Raw genomic sequence first — 20039 nt, 5'->3', positions numbered from 1 at the left:
CAAATACTCCCAGATCTCTTTATCTCGAATCAACTAATAGCTCACTCTGCTCAGCAGGTTTGGAGCATCTGATTGCCATTTGCAATGGCTCATTTCAAACGAACCCGGGTACAGCCCGGTAATTCGGATAAAGCCATCTCGGGTCGTAAAACTAATACACAATACAGGCTTACTCTGATCGAGAGTCGGATATATATACCCCAACTGTTCACTATCGAGTCGAACATAGTTGGCGTAATCTTTGTTAGAACTGGAGCCAAGATAAGGCACTAATTCGATATCATGGTATTTGTGCTCTAGATAAGCGTAGTTGTTGCCACCTCGCGCAGCGGTATCCGCCACAGAAAGTTTATAATGGTTTCCACTGCTATCTTCCGCCACAACACCGCAGCTGTCAGAACAATTAGAATTTAATGCATCGTAGTAAGACAGAGCATACGTAATATGTTGTTCATCACCTTTAGTCTCGTAACCATTTTCACTGGTTGATTCACCGTCACAACCCACTAACAGCATTGTTGCTAGTACGCCTATCGTCGTCACTCGAAAGCTCATCTTTATCACCTTAAACATTCATTTGAAATCGATTAATGATTAACCTGAATATTAAAGCGTCTCTATTTACCTCTGCTAAAAACGCAGTTTAGCTGAAGTTAAAGCGTAAATTGTTGTTATATGATGGCTTGGATTTGATTCAAAACCCAATGAAGGACGACATCGGATTTAGGCACTTTTCGATAACTGAGGTAGACAGGAATAGAGAGCTTTTCAGAGAATGGTAATGAATGGATAGAGAGATTCAGCTCATTTTTCAGCATCTCTGCATGGCGCTTGGTTACAACGCACACCAACTCACTCTTAGAAACCATATATAGTGAAGTGAGCAGTGAGTCCGAGGTATAGACGATATTGCGGTTTTCTACATTGCCGGAATATAACGAATCTAAAATGAAAGGCTGCTCTCTTTGAGTGTTCCAAGCAATAAAATCCAATTCCAGAAAACGGGACTCATCGAGCATCGCGTCTCTTTTCGGGTGATTTTCAGAACACACGGCGACGAGTTCATCTTCAAACAATAAGGTATTTTCGAATCCACTGAGCTCAACAGGTTGGGTGGATATCATGAAATCTGCTTTGCGTAGGCGCAGTTCATCTAACCACTCATCTTGAGCGACAAAGTTGGCACGGTTGGTCAATGAGAGATCAAAGTTAGAATGAGATATCGCGTTTAATAACTGAGGGTAAAAGAGAATATCGCCATCTTTGTGGCCAAAGTAGGTAATCACTCGCTTAGATTTTCTTGGGTTGCGCAGCGCCGTTGACTCAGCAGCTATCGCATCGACATGAGGTTTCACCGCTTGATAGAGGCTCTCACCTTTACTGGTCGGAACAAGGGTATTGCCAGAACGAACGAATAGAACCTCATTATAGAACTCATTCAGTTTAGAGATGTTTTGGCTCACCGCTGATGGCGTAATCCCAAGCTGCTTAGCCGCATTGGAGACGCCTCGCTCTTCATAAACTGCAATAAAATACTTCAATGAATTCAGATCCATAAACCGCCTCCCGTATCTTCTCTTCCACTGTATATAAAAAAACCGCTAGTTGCCTAGCGGTTTTTTCGGTTTGTAAATGTCATTCAGCATAGCGCCTATGGCATTTCGTCAAACTCTTCGCCTTCTTTTTCCACTTGTGGTGGCATTAGGTGTTCACGAGTGATACCCAACTTCATTGCTAGTGCCGAAGCAACATAGATAGAAGAGTAAGTACCTACTGTGATACCCAGTAGAAGTGCTGTAGCGAAACCGTGAATCATCGCGCCGCCCTGTACAAATAGAGCGATAACTACGAACAAGGTTGTACCAGAAGTGATCAATGTACGGCTCAGTGTTTGAGTGATTGAGCTGTTCAATACTTCAGGCGCTTCGCCTTTACGCATCTTACGGAAGTTTTCACGGATACGGTCGAATACAACAATGGTATCGTTGAGTGAGTAACCGACAACCGTTAGCAATGCCGCTACGATAGTTAAGTCCACTTCGATTTGCATCAAAGAGAAAACACCCAGCGTGATGATAACGTCGTGCGCCAATGCGAGTACCGCACCTGCAGCTAGACGCCACTCAAATCGTACCGATACGTAGATCAAGATACAGATAAGAGAAACAAGGATAGCCAGGCCACCCGCTTCTGTTAGCTCATCACCTACGTTTGGACCAACGAACTCGATACGGCGCATTTCAACTTGCTCACCTGTACCTTGTTCGATAGCTGATAGGATCTGGTTGCCTAGCGTTTCGCCCGCTACACCTTCACGTGGACGTAGACGAACCATAACATCACGAGCAGAACCGAAGTTCTGAACGGTCGCATCACCAAAGCCTTTTGCCTCTAGTGCCGAACGGATGTTTTCAAGGTTCGCTGGTTGCTCAAAACCAACTTCAATCAGGGTACCGCCAGTAAAGTCTAGACCCCAGTTCAACGACTTGGTTGATAGAGTAAAGATTGCTGTACCAATCATTAAGATAGAAAGAACAAAAGCTACCTTTGACCAACGCATAAAGTCGATCAATTTGTCTGCTTTTAGAATCTGAAACATATTAATTCCTAGCCTTAGATCGACAGTTTGTTTACACGCTTACCGCCATACATCAGGTTCACGATACAACGTGTACCTACGATAGCTGTAAACATAGAGGTCAGAATACCGATAGACAGCGTTACCGCGAAGCCTTTGATCGCACCCGTACCAACAGCAAATAGAATGATTGCTGTTAGAAGCGTAGTGATGTTGGCATCGGCAATCGTGCTGAATGCGTTCGCATAACCTTGGTGAATCGCTTGTTGTGGGCTACGACCTTCACGTAGCTCTTCTCGAATACGTTCGAAAATAAGTACGTTCGCATCGACCGCCATACCAACCGTCAGTACGATACCTGCGATACCCGGTAGCGTCATCGTCGCACCTGGGATCATCGACATCACACCGATAATTAACACCAAGTTCGCCATTAGCGCTACGTTAGCAATCAAGCCAAAGCGACGGTAATAAATAAGCGTAAATAGCATTACTGCAGCCATACCCCAGATCATCGCCATGATACCCATGTCAATGTTCTGCTGCCCCATAGATGGACCGATGGTACGTTCTTCAACAATCGAGATAGGAGCAATCAGAGCACCGGCACGTAGAAGAAGTGCCAGGTTGTGTGCTTCAGCAGCAGAATCGATACCAGTAATACGGAAGTTACGGCCTAGCGCAGATTGAATCGTTGCTTGGTTAATCACTTCTTCATGCTTAGTCAGAATCACTTTGCCTTCAGGTGTCTTACGACCGCTGTCTTTATACTCTGCAAATACGGTTGCCATTAGCTTACCGATATTTTGACGAGAGAACGCAGACATCTTGCTACCACCTTCGCTGTCTAGCGAGATGTTAACTTGAGGACGACCATATTCATCAACACTTGAGCTTGCATCTGTAATGCTCGAACCACCTAGGATAACGCGCTTCTTAAGAACAACAGGGCGACCATCACGGTCTTGCTTGATTTCGCTACCTGCTGGTGCACGACCTGCCGCTGCTGCAGCCAGATCCGCAGAGCTATCAACTTCACGGAATTCAAGCGTTGCAGTCGCGCCAAGAATCTCTTTTGCACGAGCAGTGTCTTGAACACCTGGTAGTTCAACTACGATACGGCTTGCGCCTTGACGTTGAACTAGCGGCTCAGCAACACCCAATTCGTTAACACGGTTACGAAGGATGGTGATGTTCTGCTCTACAGCGTAGTTACGGATCTCTTGAAGACGCGTTTCAGTAAAGTTAGCAATCAGAGAGAAACGACCATTCGACTCAGAATCAACGAAAGTCATATCTGGGTGTAGAGACTCTAGCAGCGTTTTCGCTGCTGCAAGTTGCTCCTCGTTACGTAGCAATACTTCAACCGCATCTTTACCAGATGGACGAATTGCACGGTAACGGATTTTCTCTTCACGAAGTTCGCTACGGAACGCTTCTTCTTGTTGGCCCACCAGCTTTTCCATTGCAGCGTCCATATCCACTTCCATCAAGAAGTGAACACCACCACGTAGGTCAAGGCCAAGCTTCATTGGTGCCGCACCAATTGATTCAAGCCAGTCTGGAGTTGAAGCCGCTAAGTTTAAGGCAACGATAACATCTTCATTCAAAGCTTCAGTGATCACATCGCGCGCACTGATTTGAGTATCGGTATCGTTAAAGCGTACAAGAATAGAACCGTTTTCTAGAGCAACGGATTTAGTAGGAAGGCTCTCGGCTTCAAGAGCTTTGGTGACAGTATCCAGCGTAGACATATCTACAGAGGCGCCACGCGCCCCTGTAACTTGAACTGCCGGATCTTCACCGTATAGATTTGGAAGTGCGTACAACGCAGCGATAGCAATGGTAAACATCACCATCAGGTACTTCCATAACGGATAACGGTTTAGCACAGCGAGGATCCTCTAGCTGTTTATAGAGATTTCAGAGTACCTTTTGGTAGCACTGCTGTAACGAAGTCTTTCTTGATCACTACTTCGTTGTTTGGGTTTAGTTCGATTGCAACGTAGTCGTTGTCTTCAGCGATCTTAGTAATCTTACCGATTAGACCACCGCTTGTTAGAACTTCGTCGCCTTTACCCATAGAAGCCATTAGGTTTTTGTGCTCTTTAACACGCTTAGCTTGTGGACGGTAGATCATGAAGTAGAAGATCACCGCGAACATACCTAGCATGATTAGCATTTCAAAACCGCCGCCAGCTGGTGCACCTTCTGCTGCTGCATGTGCTTGAGAAATAAACATTAAAACATCCTCTATTTATATTTTCGTAATTGTTTGTCTTATTGGGTTGCATCCCTTTATTTTCAAGCCCCATCCCTATGAATAGAGACGGGGCTCGCAAAAGAAATACTAAGATTCTTTACCCAGTGGTGGAACTTCACGTCCCATTCTTGCGTAGAACTCTTCCACAAACTCTTCAAAACGGTCTTCATCAATCGCTTTACGGATATCAGACATAACACGTTGGTAGAAGCGCAGGTTGTGAATCGTGTTCAAACGCGCACCTAGGATTTCGTTACAACGGTCTAGATGATGTAGGTAAGACTTGCTGTAGTTCTTACAAGTGTAACAGTCACACTCTGAATCTAGTGGCGTTGTATCCGTTTTATGCTTCGCATTACGGATCTTGATCACACCTTCAGTCACAAATAGGTGGCCGTTACGTGCATTTCGCGTTGGCATTACACAGTCAAACATGTCGATACCACGACGAACACCTTCAACTAGGTCTTCAGGTTTACCTACGCCCATTAGGTAGCGAGGCTTATCTTCAGGCAGTTGAGGACATGTGTGCTCAAGAATGCGGTGCATGTCTTCTTTTGGTTCGCCTACTGCTAGACCACCAACCGCGTAACCGTCAAAGCCAATTTCAGTTAGGCCTTTAACAGAGACATCACGTAGGTCTTCGTATACACCACCTTGAACGATACCGAATAGTGAGTTCGGGTTTTCAAGTTTGTCGAAGTGGTTACGTGAACGCTCAGCCCAACGTAGAGACATCTCCATTGAGTCTTTCGCTTCTTTGTGTGTCGCAGGGTAAGGCGTACACTCATCGAAGATCATAACGATGTCTGAACCTAGGTCTTTTTGGATTTCCATCGACTTTTCTGCATCCATGAAGATCTTGTCACCGTTTACTGGGTTACGGAAATGTACACCCTCTTCAGTGATTTTACGCATCGCACCTAAGCTGAATACTTGGAAGCCGCCTGAATCGGTAAGGATAGGACCTTGCCAGTTCATGAAATCGTGCAAGTCACCGTGCATTTTCATGATTTCTTGACCAGGACGTAGCCATAGGTGGAATGTGTTACCCAGTAGGATTTCAGCACCTGTGTCTTTTACTTCTTCAGGAGTCATACCTTTTACAGTACCGTAAGTACCTACAGGCATGAATGCTGGTGTTTCAACGGTACCGCGTTCAAACTGAAGTTGACCACGACGTGCACCAGCGTTTGTTTTCTTAAGTTCGTATTTTAATTTCACGAAGCCTCCAATATGCCAGAGAAACAATCTGACTGTTAATTCAGAGCTTAAGTTCGTCTTAAGACTCTATGAGGAGCGGTCGCGGATTCCTTGCGAGAAAGAGGCTGATGTTCAACCTCTCTCCTAGCCTACTGCTAGCACCCGTAAATTCTATTTATATCGCTTATTACTGGCTAAAATTAGCTTGTTTTTTTGTTGATGAACATCGCGTCACCATAGCTGAAGAAGCGGTACTCGCTCTTCACTGCATGATCGTAAGCACCCATCACGTTATCGTAACCAGCAAAAGCACTTACCAGCATGATCAGCGTTGATTCTGGTAGGTGGAAGTTGGTGATCAGACAATCCACCAGCTGGTACTCATAACCAGGGAAGATGAAGATCTCTGTATCACCAAAGAATGGTACAAGCTCAGTACCTTTCTTCAGAGCATCTTGCGCAGCACTTTCTAGTGAACGTACTGACGTAGTACCCACAGCAATGACACGGCCACCGCGTGCTTTTGTTGCCGCGATTGCATCAACAACTTCTTGTGGTACTTCAACATACTCAGCATGCATGTGGTGGTCGTTGATGTTGTCCACTTTTACTGGTTGGAATGTACCCGCACCAACGTGAAGGGTCACATAAGCAAACTCAACACCTTTAGCTTTCATATCAGCCATTAGCTTGTCATCAAAGTGAAGACCTGCCGTTGGTGCAGCTACCGCACCCGGTTTCTCATTATAGACCGTCTGGTAACGCTCTTTATCCGCGTCTTCATCTGGACGATCGATGTAAGGTGGCAGCGGCATATGACCAACGCTGTTCAAGATATCTAGAACGCTCTCTTCAGAAGTAAAGCGAATCTCAAACAGTGCATCATGACGTGCGACCATCTCTGCTTCATATTCATCGTTCTCACCCAAGAACAACTGTGTGCCTGGCTTTGGTGATTTTGAACAACGAACGTGTGCAAGAATGCTTTTCTCATCCAACATGCGCTCTACAAGCACTTCTAGCTTACCGCCTGAAGCCTTGCGACCGAAAACACGTGCAGGGATAACTCGAGTGTTGTTGAAGACCACTAAGTCACCTGGTTCAACCAAGTCTAGAACGTCTTTAAATGAGCCATCATTTAGGTTACCCGTATTGCCATCTAGCTTTAATAGGCGGCTTGCTGTGCGCTCCTCTTGTGGGTAGCGAGCAATGAGTTCATCGGGTAGGTCAAAGTGAAAATCTGAAACTTGCATTCTTCTAGTCTTGTTTAGTTGGATGAGGTCAATTCAGTAGACGACACAAAGCCGCGACTAAATTTTTCGCAGTGGGCTAGTATAGGCGCACGTGACGCAATAGCAAGGTTTTGAGTACCTGATTATTGTAAATAGGCGTAAAAAATCGACTCGAAATCGTACATGACTTTAACGACATTTGTTGCATAAAAGTCACCCAATAATGAGTTAGCTCTCAGATATTTTGGGGAGATAATTCTATAGTAGAAGCAGTAAAATAGAATAATAAGGAGGTCCGTATGATCAAGGTTGAAGACATGATGACTCGCAACCCTCATACCCTATTGCGCTCACACTCACTCTCCGATGCTAAACACACCATGGAAGCTTTGGATATTCGGCACATTCCAGTTGTAGATGCAGACAGGAAACTGCTCGGTGTCGTTACCCAGCGCGACGTCCTTGCCGCTCAAGAATCCAGCCTACAAAACATCCCTCAAGCTCAATCTTATACTCTCGCCACACCTCTCAATGAAATCATGCACAAGAACGTCATGTCGGTTGAACCGAGAGCGGGATTGAAAGAGTCGGCTATTTATATGCAAAAGCACAAAGTGGGCTGTCTACCCGTTGTAGAGCATGGTGAATTGGTTGGTATCATCACAGACAGTGACTTCGTGACCATTGCGATCAATCTACTGGAGCTACAAGAAGAGAGTGAACCTGAAGAGATTGAGGTGTAGTACACGCTCTTTAAAGCGGGCTTATTGTCTAAGTTGAATTCAACAAGCTTGATTCCTTTCATCTCGTTCGGTGAATTTTGATAGATGACAGACAAAAAAATGAGCGGCTGGATTGGGCCGCTCGAAGGTCAGGGTTTCATGCGTTCCTGTAAACAGTAAGGAATCTTGTTATTGCTCGATCTGGTTTTCACTCTTATATAGGTAGGCGGCCTTCCTACTTATTGCTTCACTTATCACTGCACTCCTTGATTTCACATCGTGCGCCTTTGCGCAGGTAAAAAGGTTTGGGCTTCATTTCGGGAAAATAACTTAAGGGCTAGATGAAAGGGTACCTAATCCCTCAAGCTTGCCTGTGGCGTAAGGTATGTCTGCTTTGGTTTTTATGTAGCAAACATACTTCCCTGTTTCGACACTATCTCTATCAATCTAAATACGAGCCATAACGCTAAGAACGTTTGTAACTCAAAAACTACATTTTGCGTCGACAAGCTGATTAATATTATGGGGGATTGCTCGTCGATATATGTCTGCTCCATGCTGCTTTCGCTTATTACCATCTCCAAATTTGAAATCCATTACAAGTGAGCTGAAGCTAGACATAAGTCTTAGTCTTCATGCAGTTAATCTATCCCAAACCAAGGTGGAGCAAAAGGTCTAAAGTTAATAAAAAGTTAAATTCAAAGCTTTATATCGTTGTGATCTAAATGGCTTTTTCACAGCTTACTCTTCGAAGATTTACGTAATTTTATTACGTTGAAAAATTGAGCAACGCCCAGTTTAAAACAACTGTTTGATTTAGAGTAAACCTGAGAATGTCGTTAGCCTTCAACCACAGATAAGCATATGCATCAAGGAAGTTAAACAGGGAGCCAAATAAGACGTGTAAAATTAAGCGTGTGAAATTTCACAAATGAATGAAAGCTACTTAACAAGCTCTCAATTATTTGCCGTTGAACAAAATCATTTCAACAGAACAAAATACTAAAAAGCACACAAAATGCAGTGTGCTTTTGTTCAAGCTATCAGGAAATCTGACTTAATACTTATTGCTATCGTGAATAGAAAAAAGATTAAAGTAATTCTGACACAACTTCTGCCAACTGATTGAATGTGCTTACTCGTGAAGAACTAGGACGCCAAACTAAGCCAATATGACGGTGGGCTTGTTGCCCCGGCGCATCAACCACCACTAGGTTCTGGTTCTCAATCAAGCCATGATCGATCGCCATCTGAGGAATGAATGTGGTACCTAAACCATTCGCTACCATTTGCACTAGCGTGTGAAGGCTGGTTGCAGAGAACGGGTTGATCTTCTCTTTGGCGGTCAATTGACATGCCGACACTGCATGCTCAGTTAGACAGTGCTCTTTTTCTAAAAGGAACACCGACTCATCCGGAAGGTCTGCATATTTGATTGGCGTGCGAATCGCATCTGCTTGATTGCGACTGATGATCATTCGGAACGGGTCACTACCCACAATTTGGCTTTCCATCCCATCAATATCGACAGGCAATGCCAATATCAAGACGTCTAGTTCTCCTTGGCGTAACGCAGCCAACAAATTCGTAGTGGTATCTTCACGGAGTAGCATGTTCAATTCAGGGAAGCGAACATTGACCTCTTGAACGAGGTTACAAAGAAGAAAAGGGGCAATCGTCGGAATACAGCCCACTTTAAGCTGCCCTTGCATGTCGCCGCCTTGGCATAGTCGCCCTAGCTCAACTAAGTCTTGCCCTTTAGCTAATAGCTCGCGCCCATGCTCTACCACCTGTTCACCTGCATGAGTAAACACCAGTGGGCTCTTCTTATCTTTCTTTTCGTATAGAGGACACCCAATCAACTCTTCAAGATTTTGTATACCTTTACTTAGAGTCGATTGACTCACGAAACAACGCTCAGCGGCATCACCAAAGTGACGTGTTTCATGGAGTGTCACTAGATAGTGAAGTTGCTTAAGACTTGGCCATTTATTCATGAAATTACTTTGTAATATGAGTAAGATAAATTTGAGTCTACGCTTCCTGAACGGTCGATAGACTTGGAAAGGACAAAGAGAGGGTTTATCGTTTTTTTCGATGAACTCAATCTATTTAATTCGCTTTTTTCTATAGTACCGATTGTACTATAGTTTGTCGCGTAGAAACGGAGCCCAATCAAAGAAGTGTTGGGCCAACTAATTTTTTAGGAGATTCCAAAATGGTACTAGTAGGTCGTCAAGCCCCTGACTTTACTGCAGCAGCTGTTCTAGGTAACGGCGAAATCGTTGATAACTTCAACTTCGCAGAATTCACAAAAGGTAAGAAAGCGGTTGTTTTCTTCTACCCACTAGACTTCACATTCGTTTGTCCTTCTGAGCTTATCGCTTTCGACAACCGTCTAGAAGATTTCCAAGCTAAAGGCGTTGAAGTAATCGGTGTTTCTATCGATTCTCAATTCTCTCACAACGCATGGCGTAACACTGCTATCGAAGATGGCGGTATCGGTCAAGTTAAGTACCCACTAGTAGCTGACGTTAAGCACGAAATCTGTAAAGCATACGACGTTGAGCACCCAGAAGCTGGCGTTGCTTTCCGTGGTTCTTTCCTAATCGACGCTGACGGTCTTGTACGTCACCAAGTAGTTAACGACCTACCACTAGGCCGTAACATCGACGAAATGCTACGTATGGTAGACGCACTAAACTTCCACGAGAAGAACGGTGAAGTTTGTCCTGCACAATGGGAAGAAGGTAAATCAGGTATGGACGCATCTCCAAAAGGTGTTGCAGCATTCCTATCTGAGCACGCAGACGACCTAAGCAAGTAATTACATTCTTAAGCCCGACTCAACACGGGTGAATGGTTGGAAGCTCTCTTAGTAGCCCAAGGCACAAGAAGCGTAAAGCAATAGCACAAAGTGCAACGCCAATCAGTTAAGAAGTAAAGTCTTTATAAAAAGCCCGAAGTTCACGCTTCGGGCTTTTCTTATGTTGGTAGCAAACCTTCTTATCCACTTATCTCGAACCTCTAAATTGAGGCAACGAATACCTATAAGATTTACCCCTATTTCGTTCCTTTTCTCTCTACCCTTTCATTACATGCTATTGCTATCATCCCGTTATCCTATCTCTGGAATAAAAGAATGAAACCTGAATTAGAAGCATGTATCGATAACCTTGAGTCCCTTCACCTTGCTGTAGAAGGTGGTGCTGATCGCATAGAACTGTGTTCATCTCTCGCCTTAGGCGGACTCACCCCAAGCTTTGGCTTTATGAAAAAAGCGGCACAGTTATCTTCAATTCCTGTTTACGCAATGATTCGACCAAGGCAAGGCGACTTCATCTTCGATGCAGAAGACATTGAATGCATGCTAGAAGATATTGAAGCAGCCTCTATCGCTGGGCTAACAGGTGTTGTTCTGGGAGTCATTAAGTCCGATGGCTCTTTGGATATGAATACTTTAGAGAAATTGACCCAAAAAGCGAAAAGCCTGAATCTCGGCATGACTCTCCACCGAGCAATTGATGTCTCTCCAGACTATAAGCTTGCTCTAGAACAAGCGATTCAACTTGGCTTTGAACGAGTACTGACTTCAGGGCTCGCGCCAACGGCCGAGAGCGGAATAGAAGTTTTAGGCGATATGGTTAAGCTTGCTAAAGGTCGCATCGATATAATGGCCGGGGCTGGTGTTAATGCTGAAAATGCGTCACTTCTTTTACAATCATCGAAGGTCAATGCACTGCACCTATCAGGGAAAACCACTCGTAATAGCTTAATGAATAGAACGTCAGAGGCAAAAATGGGAAATCAGGATATCGATGATTACCTGATTCCTGTCACTAGCTCAGAAAAAATTAGGGCCGTAAAAACCGTTATCCTCAATCACAATTAATTGTTTAACAAAGCTTTACCGAGTAAGACTGGTTTATCTATTAGAGTCGCGTATATTGTATAAACCAGTCAATGATGCTCACGGACAGATATGGCAAAGGATTTATTTAGTACGCTCGATCTTAACTTGCTCAGAACGTTTTTAATTGTTCACCAAGAGAAGAATACTCGTAAGGCCGCCGAACGACTGTTTGTGACTCAACCCGCTGTGAGCCAAGCATTGCAAAAGCTTAGACATCATTTTGGTGATGATCTGTTTGTGAAAGTTCATGGAGGTCTACAACCAACTCACTTTAGTGAGCAACTTGCGAATGAACTTTCACCTCACATGGATGGGATCAGCAACGCAGTGAACTCCTCTTATGGATTTGATCCAAAAGAGATTGATTATCCAATCAAAATTGCCCTATCGCCTGTGGTACTCGCTTGCCTATCAGGCTCTCTGTATAAAAACATCACCCAACAAGCACCCAACTGTAAATTAGAACTTGCAAGTTGGACGACTTCATCGGCAGAGGAGATTCAAAAAGGCGATGTGCTGCTCGGTATCGCTTATCAGGTGCCGTACATTTCCAAAGAGGTTTATGCTCAAAAGCTGGTTGATATCGAAGGAAGACTATTTGTTCGTCGGGAACATCCATTAAAACAAGCGAAAGTAACGCCGCAAGATCTTGCTGGCTACGAAATAGCCTCTCTAGTTACACCGGGCTGGAATGATAGCTTTAGCCAAGCGTCCCAAATACTAGAAGCACAATCAGTACCTCATCGTGTCGCTTTCCGTTCCGAGATGCTATTAGCCATCATTGATGTTTTGCTCAACTCTGACATGTACATGCCACACTCAAACCTGTTCCCCATTCATAACTATCCAAATCTCAGAGCCATTGATGTGGATGTCGAAGACGAGATAAAAATGGTTGGCGTCTATAGTCATATCCATATCAAAAACCGTAACAACCCACTTCTAACTTGGTTAAATAATGTTGTTCAAGATGCTCTGAAGGAGCAGCTTAATAAGTAACGCTTATTTTACTTATTGAAAGTGCTACTTAGCCTAAAAATAATACACTGTTTAATATCCACTCCATCGACATGGAGTCAAACAATTAAGCCATAGTAGGGATGCTCAATATTTATCTTATTGAGAGTGTATTCAATGAAAAAATCAATTATTGCGGTATCTCTAGCTAGCGCATTTTCTTTCAACGCTTTTGCACAAGCGGAAATCCAAAATCCAATTTGGAATCAACCTACTAATCCAATCGAAGCTGTACCTGAGCAACCAGTACTCCCTGAGATCGACAATAGTGTTCCAGGTATTCCAGACCGTCCACAACCACCTGTGCATGTTCAGCCACCAATTGAAGCAGCACCTGAGCAGCCGGTTCTTCCTGAAATCGACAATGGCGTACCTGGTATTCCTGATCGCCCTCAGCCACCAGTTCACGTTCAACCACCAATTGAAGCAGCTCCAGAGCAACCACCTATCGATAACACTCCGCCGCGCCCACAACCAGAGCGCCCAACGAACCCGATCGAAGGTGTACCATCTCAGCCTCCAGTAGATAACTCGCCAGAGCGTCCTACTCCAGATTATGGTGATACACCTGATATTTCAGGCCCAACAGAATCAGAGCGTACCTCAGCCCTAGAACTTGGTTTTCAAGCAATGGCGGAAGAGTACAATCAGAAATTCAATGAGCACCAAGAGCAGATGGATGGTATCCGTGCAAGCTTACACGCCGTCACTAACGCACGTCCATTTGTGACTAACGGTGAGTTTGCAGTTGGTGCTGGTGTAGGTTTTGCTGGTTCTAAAGAAGCGATCGCTCTAGGTGGTGCTTATGGTATCAGCGAGCAACTGAGCGTATCAGGTACGTTCAACTACGAAACCTCAGGCAAGTATTCATCATCAGATGTATCTGGTGGTGTGGGTGTTCAATACAACTTCAAGTAACACACTCTCCCCTACTAAGGATGGTGGGGGAACCCCTTCAAGGAGCATCTAGCCAAGGTGGGCTTTGATTAGTAGGTAATTTATGAAACTCAAAAATATCGTTCTCGCCCTCTCTCTTTTAAGTGCACCAATGGTTCACGCCAGCAGCCTTCACCTTTCGCCTGAACTTAAAATTGGCGCTTACCATGGGTTTGGTATGCAGGCAGGTATGACTGATGTAGCCAGCTTCGATGTGGTTTACCTCAGCTACTCTCACCTATGGTACGAAAGTGACAACTACGATGAGTCAGTGGACTCATACCGAGTAGGTATCCAGCAGAGCTATGGCTCAAAAGGTCTTCACGGCTTTCAGGCTGAAATCGGCTTTGCCACTTATGATGGCGATAAAACACGCTCGGGCGTTACTGAGAACAAATCAGCAACTGGTTTAAGTATTGGAGGGGCTTACGTTTACCAAGCAACTTCAGTGCTGGCACTTAGAGCGGGAGCCGATATGAATATATTCGACCATAACAAAACTTATATCCCTTATGACACCACGATTAACTTAAACCTTGGTGCCATCATTACCTTCTAGGATAAGAATTCAGATTCTCAGACTATTTCAGTGCGTCATCTAGGCTTTGGTTTCCTAGATGGCGTACATCTTTTCCTTTCACAAAATAGATGATGTACTCGCAAATGTTCTGGCATCGATCGCCAACACGCTCAATAGCGCGAGCCGACCACATCACTTGTAGAATATTCGGAATATTCTTCGGGTCTTCCATCATGTAGGTCATCAACTGGCGAATCACCGCTTCATATTCTGCATCGAGTTTATCGTCAAGCTTGTGCACTTCTGCTGCCGCATCGACATCCATACGCGCAAAAGCATCAAGCACCTGATGCAACATCGCAATCGCATGGCGGCAAAGTGGTTCTAGGGAAACATGAAACTTCTGATTCTTAGTTGAAGGGATATCAATCGCACCCTGCGCAATCTTAGAGGCAACATCACCAATACGCTCGAGGTCGGTAATGGTTTTGATGATCGCCATTATTAGGCGGAGATCTTTGGCTGTTGGCTGTCGCTTAGCAATGATTCGTGTACAGGCTTCATCGATCGACACTTCCATCGCATTGACCTTGTGATCATCACGGATCACTTTCTTAGCCAATTCTATATCGTCTTTATGCAGCGCCTGCATTGCAAAAGAGAGCTGCTGCTCCACGAGGCCGCCCATAGTCAGAACATGAGTACGTATAGACTCAAGCTCCACGTTAAATTGTCCAGATATATGACGACCGAAATGCATATCAGCTCCTAAATGATGATTTGCTATAGAGATAGCAAACTTAACCGTATCTTCCTGTAATGTAGTCTTCTGTTTGATTTTTCAATGGCGAAGTAAAGATTGAGTCGGTATCTGAGTACTCGATCAACTTACCCATATGAATAAACGCGGTGTGGTCACTGACTCGAGCTGCTTGTTGCATGTTGTGAGTCACAATCACTACCGTGTATTGCGTTTTAAGGTCGTTAATCAGCTCTTCAATCGTCAGAGTAGAGATAGGATCCAGTGCCGACGTTGGCTCATCCAATAATAGTACTTCAGGCTCAATCGCCACTGCACGTGCAATCACCAAACGCTGCTGCTGACCGCCAGACAGACCAAATGCGTTTTCATGTAACCTATCTTTCACCTCATCCCACAAGGCTGCTGCACGCAAAGAGCGTTCAACGGCATCATCAAGATCTCGGCTGTTGCTCATACCTTGCAGGCGTAAGCCGTAAACCACGTTCTCATAGATCGATTTCGGGAAAGGATTCGGTCTTTGAAAAACCATACCCACGCGTCGGCGCAAGGTGGCAACGTCCACTTGAGGGTCATAAACATTGTGACCATAAAGCTTCACTTTGCCAGAAACTCGGCATCCTTCCACCAAATCATTCATTCGGTTAATGCAGCGCAACAAGGTCGATTTACCACAACCCGATGGCCCGATAAACGCAGTCACCTGCCCTTTAGGGATCTTCATTGAGATGTCGTCGAGCGCTTGGCTCTCTTTATAATGAAGGTTGAGCCCCTCAATTGAGATAGCTGTCTGCTCATCCGTCAGATTATGAACATCAAGTGGGGCGTAATAACCCAAGGTTTCATTAATTGAAAACATCTAATCTTGTCCTAAGGTTCGGTACTTCTCACGCAAATTGTTGCGAATATTAATCGCCGTCAGGTTTAACCCTACAATCACGGTAACCAAAAGAAACGACGTGGCGTACACCAGAGGTCTAGCCGCTTCTATGTTGGACGTTTGAAAGCCAACATCATAAATATGGAAACCTAAGTGCATGAACTTACGATCTAAATGAACGTATGGAAACTGCCCATCAACCGGAAGGCTTGAAGCCAGCTTCACCACACCCACCAGCATTAACGGCGCAACTTCGCCAGCAGCACGCGCAATAGCGAGAATCAACCCTGTAATGATCGCTGGGCTTGCCATTGGCAATACAATTCGCCACAAGGTTTCGAACTGGGTTGCCCCTAACGCTAACGAACCGTGACGAACGGCGCTAGGAATTCGCGTCAAACCTTCCTCTGTCGTCACAATAACGACAGGCAGTGTTAAAACTGCCAAGGTCAATGAAGACCATAAAAGCCCCGGGGTACCAAAGGTCGGAGCCGGTAAACGCTCGGCATAAAACAGCGTATCAATCGAGCCACCTATGGTGTAAACAAAGAAACCTAAGCCAAATACCCCATAAACAATCGAAGGAACACCGGCTAAGTTGATTACCGCGATACGAATCAAACGCGTGAGTGCATTGGTCTTTGCATACTCATGGAGGTAGATCGCAGCGATAACACCAAGAGGCATCACCACGATCGACATCAAGATAACCAACAGCACTGTGCCGAATATCGCTGGGAAAACTCCCCCTTCAGAATTCGACTCTCTTGGATTTTCCGACAAGAACTTCCAGATCTGTTTGAACCAGTGCGTTACTTTCTCAGCATAGTTCATCTGGTTTGGGTACCAGTAATCTAAGATATGGCTTAACGGAATCTCGACCTGCTGCCCAGTCATATCTTCAACAATAAGACTTTCTACGTTGAGCTGAGTTCTAAGTTGTTCCAAGCGCAGTTCAGCATCATCAAGTTGTTCATTGAGTGCTCGTCGCGTGTCCTCATAACTTTTCAAATAGCTATCATTGACCGTCTCGTTCAGCTCTAGTTTGCGCTTTTCAAGCCTTAGCTTCTCTAGCTGCCAACTGATCCCACGAATCTCTTGATTTACAATCCGCGACGTCTCTTCACGAAGTACATCTGCAAACGCAAGGCCATCTTCCAAGGACTGGTCAATATCAGTCACACTCGAGCCAGCTGCACTCTCAAAACGAACCGGTTTACCAAAGAAGTAACCACCGCGGCTACGCTCAATCACCGCCCACTCTTTCGGCTCTGTTGGCTGCTGTAGGTTGATATCTAGAATCGATACGAAATCTGCCGGATACAACTCACGATTTGCCACTTTAATGCTTAGGCGTTTCACCAACCCTGTCGCAAGCTGCTGCTCAGATAGATGCTCTTGAGACTGAGGAATCTGAGCGATGGGAATGTATTTGTTCTCATAGAGTTGACCGATAAGGCGATCCGGAGAACCATTCAATTCGACTTGTGACTGCGCTGAATCGTCAAGTTGCCATTGGTAGAGTGGTGCTGGCCAAAAGTACGTAAGCCCTTTCCAACCAATTAGGAGCATCAAACCAAGCACGGAAAGCATACTGATACTAACCGCACCACCGGTCAGCCAGATCCAAGGAGAACCTGACTTAACCCAGTTCAATAGTGATTTAAATTTATTGGCCATGAATACTATGCTGCCCCTTTAACACTATAACGCACGATACTTGTCGCGCAGTCGTTGTCTTACCCACTCCGCCAAGAAGTTTACGGCAAAGGTGAAGACAAACAGCAGCAACGCAGCTAAGAACAATAGGCGGAAATGGGAACCACCGACTTCAGATTCAGGCAGTTCAACCGCAATAGTCGCAGACAGAGTTCTCATCCCCTCTAATATGTTCCAATCCAAAATAGGCGTATTGCCAGTCGCCATCAGAACAATCATGGTTTCGCCAACAGCACGCCCTAGCCCCATCATGATCGCAGAGAAAATACCGGGACTCGCAGTCAGCAACACAACATAAATCAGTGTTTGCCATGCAGTAGCGCCTAAGGCCAATGAACCGTCTGAGAGATGCTTAGGCACAGAGAAGATCGCATCTTCCGCGATAGTAAAGATGGTAGGAATAACAGCAAAGCCCATAGCAAAGCCAACCACCAACGCGTTTCTTTGGTCAAAACCAATGCCGTATCCAGCAAGGAAAGTACGAATATCCCCACCGAACAAAACAGCCTCAATCTGATTCCCTAATACAAACACGCCAACGATGGTAACAATTAACACAGGAATTAAGATCAGTGCGTGCCAGCCGTTAGAAAATCGACGAGTAAAACCTTTAGGTAATACGTACCAAACCAACCCCGCCAACAATGCACTTAACGGCAGCGCCACCATTAACGAGAACACTGCGGTGAGATGGGTTTCGACAATAGGCGCAAACCATAACCCAGCTAAAAAGCCGATAATCACCGTAGGTAAAGCTTCCATTAATTCAATCGACGGCTTCACCACTCGACGCATTCTTGGAGACATGAAATACGCGGTATAAATCGCGCCCAAAACCGCTATCGGTGTCGCAAAAAGCATCGCGAACAGCGCGGCTTTTATGGTACCGAAAGTGATCGGGATTAAACTGAACTTCTCTTCAAAGTCATCATTCGCTGATGTCGACTGCCACACATAAGCAGGTTCAGGATAACTTTCATACCATACCTTCTGCCAGAGCGATGAGAGTGAAATCTGAGGATATTCATTATCGACCGCGGCCACACGAATTTCGTCGTCTATCAAAACTACTAGATGTAACTCGTTGGCAGACATCGCCGCCAACTCTGGTGACTTATCAAAGGCACGTTCAAACAGAGACAGTTTTTCACTGGTCGTGTAATGGCTTTGCAATGTACCGTTTTCGTAAAAACTATAAAAGCCTTTGCGATAGGTGTCCGGCAGAATGAATTGTACTTCTTCAGCTAACTGAAAATCTCGAATGTGAGTTAGGCTACGCTGTTTATCCTTCAGCACATCAAACCATTGTGACACCTGACCATCGTTATGTGTCACAAGCAGAGAATAAGCACCAGACAGAAGATCAATCTTCTTCACCGCGTGTTTTTCATCGCTCAAACTCAAATCCACCAGCTCCCTGACCGAGAAATGGTGTTGATTGAGCGTAAGTACCGCCAGTTCGGAGTCTGATCTTAAGTAAAGCGTTTTGCCATCAGGCGTCATCAAGATCTGATCTTGTTGACTAAACTTAGTAGAGAGCCATTGACTCGCTTGCAGATGATAATCGCCTTGAAGATCGGCTTGGTACCATTTCACCAACAGACGCTGATCAGACAACTGAGCAGTAATGGTCAGCTGTGAGCCATGACGTGAGAAAGCAAAATGTTCAATCTCAGCTCCGTTACTTTCTGTTGCTGGTAAGAAGCGTTCAATCGTCTTTAGGCGTTGAACTTTAGGTTCAGCAACACTGTTTGGTTTGTAAAGCGGCGCACTGAATTCAGGTGAGAAAAAGGTAATGTCACCACTTTTCGTAGCAAAAGCGAACCAATTTTCAGCAGGCGTGTTTCGAGCGAACGCAATAGGGGCATCGATGACCTGCTCAGAAAAATAAGAGTCTGAGTTTTGTGTATCTAAGTCCCAAAACTGAACTTTACCTGAGTTTTCAATAGTAAAAGCATGCTGCCCGTATTCATCAACCGAGAGCGCAACAGCATTATTCACAGAGAGAGACTTACGAGTGTCACTCACCTGAATATCAGCATCAGAAAATACCGGTAGAATAACCATAGCAAGGTAGATAAAGATAAGGACTAAAGCTGCCAGAACACTTACCCCGCCGCACGTCACAGAAAAGCGGACAAGACGGTCTTTCAACCATCGTTTCTTGTCTTTCTCTTTCAGTGAAAATTGGCTAGGGGTCATCTTTCTGTCTACCTTTTTTGAGCTAATATCATAATATTTCGATTAGATGACAATTATATTACAGCTCACATTAAATAACTGAAACTAGTAGCAA

18 protein-coding genes are annotated in these 20039 nt (G+C 44.9%); 6 read left to right on the top strand and 12 right to left on the bottom strand.

Annotation, left to right across the window (positions count from 1 at the left end; translation table 11 throughout):
• Positions 1–33 precede the first annotated feature (33 nt).
• The 7 genes from VFDL14_RS11445 to queA form a co-directional block, all read right to left on the bottom strand.
• Positions 34–555, bottom strand: a complete 522-nt coding sequence (locus tag VFDL14_RS11445; protein WP_032551296.1) for a hypothetical protein — start codon at positions 553–555, stop codon at positions 34–36.
• A 116-nt stretch (positions 556–671) separates the two neighbouring features.
• A complete protein-coding gene (locus VFDL14_RS11450; RefSeq protein ID WP_032551295.1) occupies positions 672–1556 on the bottom strand; it encodes a LysR family transcriptional regulator in 885 nt (294 codons plus the stop codon).
• 95 nt (positions 1557–1651) lie between these two features.
• Positions 1652–2599: a protein translocase subunit SecF gene (secF, locus tag VFDL14_RS11455; protein WP_032551294.1), complete on the bottom strand. Its 948-nt coding sequence runs from the start codon at positions 2597–2599 to the stop codon at positions 1652–1654.
• Positions 2600–2613: 14 nt separating this feature from the next.
• Positions 2614–4470: a protein translocase subunit SecD gene (gene secD / locus VFDL14_RS11460; RefSeq protein WP_084181863.1), complete on the bottom strand. Its 1857-nt coding sequence runs from the start codon at positions 4468–4470 to the stop codon at positions 2614–2616.
• Positions 4471–4490: 20 nt separating this feature from the next.
• Complete coding sequence (gene yajC, locus VFDL14_RS11465; RefSeq protein WP_032551291.1) at positions 4491–4820, bottom strand: preprotein translocase subunit YajC; 330 nt, start codon at positions 4818–4820, stop codon at positions 4491–4493.
• A 108-nt stretch (positions 4821–4928) separates the two neighbouring features.
• Complete coding sequence (gene tgt, locus VFDL14_RS11470; RefSeq protein WP_032551290.1) at positions 4929–6065, bottom strand: tRNA guanosine(34) transglycosylase Tgt; 1137 nt, start codon at positions 6063–6065, stop codon at positions 4929–4931.
• Positions 6066–6244: 179 nt separating this feature from the next.
• A complete protein-coding gene (gene queA, locus VFDL14_RS11475) occupies positions 6245–7297 on the bottom strand; it encodes a tRNA preQ1(34) S-adenosylmethionine ribosyltransferase-isomerase QueA (RefSeq protein ID WP_032551289.1) in 1053 nt (350 codons plus the stop codon).
• Positions 7298–7575: 278 nt separating this feature from the next.
• Between queA and VFDL14_RS11480 the strand changes: the two genes are divergently transcribed.
• Positions 7576–8019, top strand: a complete 444-nt coding sequence (locus tag VFDL14_RS11480) for a CBS domain-containing protein (protein WP_032551287.1) — start codon at positions 7576–7578, stop codon at positions 8017–8019.
• A 1070-nt stretch (positions 8020–9089) separates the two neighbouring features.
• On the opposite strand, the gene VFDL14_RS11485 is transcribed toward VFDL14_RS11480, so the two are convergent.
• Complete coding sequence (locus VFDL14_RS11485) at positions 9090–9995, bottom strand: hydrogen peroxide-inducible genes activator (RefSeq protein ID WP_032551286.1); 906 nt, start codon at positions 9993–9995, stop codon at positions 9090–9092.
• Between the two features lie 221 nt (positions 9996–10216).
• Between VFDL14_RS11485 and VFDL14_RS11490 the strand changes: the two genes are divergently transcribed.
• The 5 genes from VFDL14_RS11490 to VFDL14_RS11510 all read left to right on the top strand — a co-directional run bounded on the left by VFDL14_RS11490 (position 10217) and on the right by VFDL14_RS11510 (position 14423).
• Complete coding sequence (locus tag VFDL14_RS11490; RefSeq protein ID WP_017053745.1) at positions 10217–10825, top strand: peroxiredoxin C; 609 nt, start codon at positions 10217–10219, stop codon at positions 10823–10825.
• A gap of 315 nt (positions 10826–11140) precedes the next feature.
• On the top strand, positions 11141–11890 hold the full coding sequence (locus VFDL14_RS11495; RefSeq protein ID WP_032551285.1) for a copper homeostasis protein CutC: 750 nt from the start codon (positions 11141–11143) through the stop codon (positions 11888–11890).
• A 90-nt stretch (positions 11891–11980) separates the two neighbouring features.
• Positions 11981–12910, top strand: a complete 930-nt coding sequence (locus tag VFDL14_RS11500; RefSeq protein WP_032551284.1) for a LysR family transcriptional regulator — start codon at positions 11981–11983, stop codon at positions 12908–12910.
• 135 nt (positions 12911–13045) lie between these two features.
• On the top strand, positions 13046–13846 hold the full coding sequence (locus tag VFDL14_RS11505) for a YadA C-terminal domain-containing protein (protein ID WP_032551283.1): 801 nt from the start codon (positions 13046–13048) through the stop codon (positions 13844–13846).
• Between the two features lie 82 nt (positions 13847–13928).
• Positions 13929–14423 (top strand): hypothetical protein, encoded by a 495-nt coding sequence (locus VFDL14_RS11510; RefSeq protein WP_032551281.1) that lies wholly within the window; start codon positions 13929–13931, stop codon positions 14421–14423.
• A 22-nt stretch (positions 14424–14445) separates the two neighbouring features.
• Here the strand turns inward: VFDL14_RS11510 and phoU are convergent, their stop codons facing one another.
• The 4 genes from phoU to VFDL14_RS11530 are packed head-to-tail and all read right to left on the bottom strand — an operon-like array spanning position 14446 to position 19945.
• Entirely contained in the window at positions 14446–15144 is a 699-nt protein-coding gene (gene phoU / locus VFDL14_RS11515; RefSeq protein WP_032551280.1) for a phosphate signaling complex protein PhoU, read from the bottom strand.
• A gap of 40 nt (positions 15145–15184) precedes the next feature.
• Entirely contained in the window at positions 15185–16003 is an 819-nt protein-coding gene (gene pstB / locus VFDL14_RS11520) for a phosphate ABC transporter ATP-binding protein PstB (RefSeq protein ID WP_032551279.1), read from the bottom strand.
• Entirely contained in the window at positions 16004–17704 is a 1701-nt protein-coding gene (pstA, locus tag VFDL14_RS11525) for a phosphate ABC transporter permease PstA (RefSeq protein WP_032551278.1), read from the bottom strand.
• A 24-nt stretch (positions 17705–17728) separates the two neighbouring features.
• The gene (locus VFDL14_RS11530) at positions 17729–19945 is read right to left on the bottom strand and encodes an ABC transporter permease subunit (protein ID WP_032551276.1); all 2217 of its coding nucleotides are present in this window, start codon (positions 19943–19945) and stop codon (positions 17729–17731) included.
• Positions 19946–20039 lie beyond the last annotated feature (94 nt).

Origin of the sequence: Vibrio fortis (assembly GCF_000695685.1) — a bacterium.
Lineage (GTDB): Bacteria > Pseudomonadota > Gammaproteobacteria > Enterobacterales > Vibrionaceae > Vibrio > Vibrio fortis_A.
This window is presented reverse-complemented; position numbering and strand designations above follow the sequence as displayed.